General features: G+C 68.0%; 3 protein-coding genes. All 3 read left to right on the top strand.

Annotation, left to right across the window (positions count from 1 at the left end; genetic code table 11):
* The first annotated feature begins 271 nt into the window (after window positions 1-271).
* The 3 genes from PUR53_RS15995 (at window position 272) to istB (ending at window position 3,452) form a co-directional block, all read left to right on the top strand.
* Window positions 272-886, top strand: a complete 615-nt coding sequence (locus PUR53_RS15995; protein ID WP_329908670.1) for a class I SAM-dependent methyltransferase — start codon at window positions 272-274, stop codon at window positions 884-886.
* 197 nt (window positions 887-1,083) lie between these two features.
* On the top strand, window positions 1,084-2,682 hold the full coding sequence (gene istA / locus PUR53_RS15990; protein ID WP_329908669.1) for an IS21 family transposase: 1,599 nt from the start codon (window positions 1,084-1,086) through the stop codon (window positions 2,680-2,682).
* Complete coding sequence (gene istB / locus PUR53_RS15985; protein WP_329908668.1) at window positions 2,679-3,452, top strand: IS21-like element helper ATPase IstB; 774 nt, start codon at window positions 2,679-2,681, stop codon at window positions 3,450-3,452. The genes istA and istB overlap by 4 nt, the downstream gene beginning before the upstream one ends.
* Window positions 3,453-3,661: the final 209 nt, after the last annotated feature.

Genomic DNA, 3,661 nt, shown 5'->3' with positions numbered 1-3,661 from the left:
TTCACCGCGGCGGCCGGCAGCGCCTTGCCGCCGGGGCTCTCCATGTCGGTACGGGTGACCTGCAGTTCGGCGCCGGGGGGAAGAGGGAGCGTGGCGGAGGCCTTGCCGGTGACGGTGAGCTTCTTGGCGCGGGTGGCGGTCAGGCAATTCCCCACGATCTACATGATCAGCTTCACGTAATTCCCCATCCCTGCGATCACGACTCCCCATGGGGACGGCGAATCCGTCGGTGTGCACTCAGCAGTCCATGACCGGCCTCTACGCTGATCCGATGCGCGAGCCTGCCGAAGAGCCGTACTGGAACACCAACGTTGCCCGGCACCCAGGCATCCTCCGGTCTGTTCCCGAGGGGTGCGGCGAAGCCCTGGACGTTGGCTGCGGGGACGGGCTGCTGGCACAGAAGCTCGCCGCGCGGGCGAAACACGTCACCGGGATCGACAAGTCGCCGGACATGATCGCCTGTGCACGCGAGTCCGCTGTCGGCGACCCGCAACTCACCTTCATCGAAGGAGACTTCCTCACCGCGGAACTTCCTGCCGCGGAGTACGACTTCGTCTGCTCGGTGACCACGATCCATCACATGGACTTCGAGGCGGCCCTCGTCCGCATGCGTGAGCTGCTGCGGCCTGGCGGCACGCTGGTGGTGGTCGGTCTGGCCCGCGAGGCGAGCGTGACGGAGTGGGCGGCGTTGATCGCGGCTGCCCCGATCGTGCGGATCACGAAGGTGCTGCGTCGCGCGCGCGGCCCGCAGGGCATGCCGGTCGCCGACCCCCAGATGAGCTATGGGCAGGTGCGGGCTGCTGCCCGGCGGCTGCTGCCCGGCGTGCGCTACCGCCGCCACGTGCTGCGCCGGTACTCGCTGACCTGGGAGAAACCCGCCCACTGATCCGGCATTGATAGCGGTTTTCCTCACTCTGGGCGGTTTTAACGTCATGTGATTCTCTATGGCGATTCCTCCTGATTCTCCATGGGTAGCGCGGAGTCCGGGACCGAGGGACCTGGTCGTCGCGGAGCTGTCCGTGTTCCTCGCCCCGTTCTTCGGCAGGCCGATGGGCAGCCCGGATGGCAAGGAGAACGTTCGTCGTGGTCGACATCACCGAGATTTACGTCCACTGGTACGCGGGCCGCTCGAAGAGCGCGCTGGCCGCGTCGCTGGGAGTGGACCGCAAGACAGTCAGGAAGTACCTGGCCCCGGCGGAGGCAGCAGGGATCATCCCGGGTGGCCCGCCGATGAGCGAGGCCGACTGGGCCGGGCTGATCGAGGGGTGGTTCCCCGGCCTCGCCGACCGGAGACTGCGGCAGGTCACCTGGTCCGACATTGACGAACACCGCGACTACATCAAGGACTTGCTGGGAACGGTGACGGTCTCCACGATCCACCAGCGGCTGCGGGACGAGCACAAACTGAAGGTGTCGATCTCCTCGTTCCGCCGCTGGGTGCACGCCACGCTGCCCGACGAGGTGAGCCGCTCGCAGGTCACCGTCCTGCGCGACGAGATCGAGCCGGGCGAGGAGGCACAGATCGACTATGGCTTCCTGGGCCAGTGGACCAACCCCCGCACCGGCAAACGGCACCGCGTCTGGGCGTTCGTGATGGTGCTGCCCTGCTCACGGCACATGTTCGTCCGTCCGGTGCTGCACCTGGACCAGCACGCGTGGACCGAAGCGCACGTCGCGGCCTTCCGCTACTTCGACGGCGTCCCGCGTCGTCTCGTGCCGGACAACCTGAAGACCGGAGTCGACAAGCCCGACCTCTACGACCCGAAAATCAACAAGGCGTATGCCGAGCTCGCCACCCACTACGGGGCGTTGGTGGATCCGGCAAGGGCTTCGAAGCCGAAGGACAAGCCCAGGGTGGAGCGGCCCATGCCCTACGTCCGCGACTCATTCTGGCGCGGACGGGAGTTCACTTCCATCGAGCACATGCAGACCGAGGCCGTCACCTGGAGCCAACAGGTCGCCGGACGCCGCCAGTGCCGTCCGCTGGGCGGCGCGGCGCCGATGGCCGTGTTCGGCGCCGTCGAGGCCGCCGCCCTGCTGCCGCTGCCGCCCACCCCGTTCACCCTGGCCCGCTGGTCGACGGCCACCGTCGGCCCGGACATCCACATCAAGGTCGGCCGCACCCTCTACTCCGTGCCCTGGAAACTGATCGGCCGCAAGGTCGATGTCCGCTCCACCGCCACCATGGTGCAGGTCTTCCTCGACGGCGACCTGGTCAAGACCCACGCCGCACTTGAACAGGGAAAACGCACCGACAAGAGCGACTACCCGCCAGAGAAGATCGCCTTCCAGATGAAGACCCCCATCTGGTGCCGCACCCAGGCATCCGAGATCGGCGACGCCTGCCGCGAGGTCGTCGACCAGCTCCTGGAGGTCAACGCCCTCTACCGGCTCCGCGCCGCCCAGGGCGTTCTTGGGCTGCGGAAGAAGTACGGCGACACCCGCCTGGAGGCCGCCTGCGCGAGAGCGATCACGGCCGGCGACCCGTCCTATCGCACCGTCAAGGGCATCCTCATCGCCGGCACCGAGACCGATCCCGAGCCCGAGACCAGCGGAGACGCGGGCGCCGCGGCCTTCCTCCACGGCCCGCAAGGGCTCTTCGGCTCCGTCACGCCCCCGGACACACCGGACGGCGCCCACGACGACCAGGCCCACGGCGAAGACGAGGTGGCAGCACGATGAGCGTGATGGACGCCGCCCTGCGCGAGTCCCTCAAGTCCCTGAGGCTGTCCGGGATGCTGGAGACCCTCGACGCCCGCCTCGCCCAGGCCCACGGCGGCGAACTCGGCCACCTCGACTTCCTCCAGGTCCTCTGCCAGGACGAGATCACCCGCCGCGAGACCGTCGCCTTCCAACGCAGGCTCCAGCGCGCGAAGTTCGAGCAGCAGGTCACCCTGGAGGAGTTCGACTTCACCGCCTCCTCGAAACTGCCCGCCGCCCAGATCCGCGACCTCGGCGCCCTGCGCTGGCTCCACGCGGGCGAGTCCGTAATTTTGTTCGGCCCCGTCGGGGTCGGCAAGACCCACATCGCCCAGGCCCTGGGCCACCTTGCCGTCCGGCAGGGCGCCCACGTCCGCTTCGCCAAGACCAGCCGGATCCTCGCCGAACTCGCCGGCGGCCACGCGGACCGAACCTGGGAGAAACGGATCCGTGAACTGGTACGGCCCGACGTGCTCATCCTCGACGACTTCGCCATGCGCCAGCTTTCCGCGGCCCATGCTGACGACCTCTACGAACTGGTCAGCGAGCGGCAGGGGCGGTCCCTGATCATCACGAGCAACCGGGCGCCCAGCGACTGGTATCCGCTCTTCCCCAACCCCGTCGTCGCTGAGTCCCTCCTCGACCGGGTCATCAACACCAGCCACCAGGTCATCATGAACGGCCCCAGCTACCGTCCGAACAAGCGCCCCAAGAACCCCACCGACAAGCCCGCCAAGCCGTCGGTCAAGTAGACGCCATCGACGCTCGGGGCTGGGGAATTACGTGAACTCAGCCCCGGGGAAATACGTGAACGTCCACAGGCCCCCCGGACCGCGACGCTGACGTGAAACGCATCAGGGTTCAGGCGTGGTGAGCACCAGTCGGCAGCGGGGGTGCGGGGCTCGGAAATCCCCGAGCGTGCATACCGCGTACCGGCTGCGTACAGGAGGCGTCCCCACTG

It is taken from the genome of Streptomyces sp. SP18BB07 (assembly GCF_036322545.1).
GTDB classification, from domain to species: Bacteria; Actinomycetota; Actinomycetes; order Streptomycetales; family Streptomycetaceae; genus Streptomyces; species Streptomyces deccanensis.
The sequence above is the reverse complement of the archived record's forward strand: the minus strand, read 5'-3'. Positions and strand labels throughout refer to the sequence as shown.

Bases quoted from the DNA above. Each gene is read 5' to 3' on its own strand.
- PUR53_RS15995 (WP_329908670.1), top strand. From the start codon at position 272: ATGCGCGAGCCTGCCGAAGAGCCGTACTGGAACACCAACGTTGCCCGG.
- istB (WP_329908668.1), top strand. From the start codon at position 2,679: ATGAGCGTGATGGACGCCGCCCTGCGCGAGTCCCTCAAGTCCCTGAGG.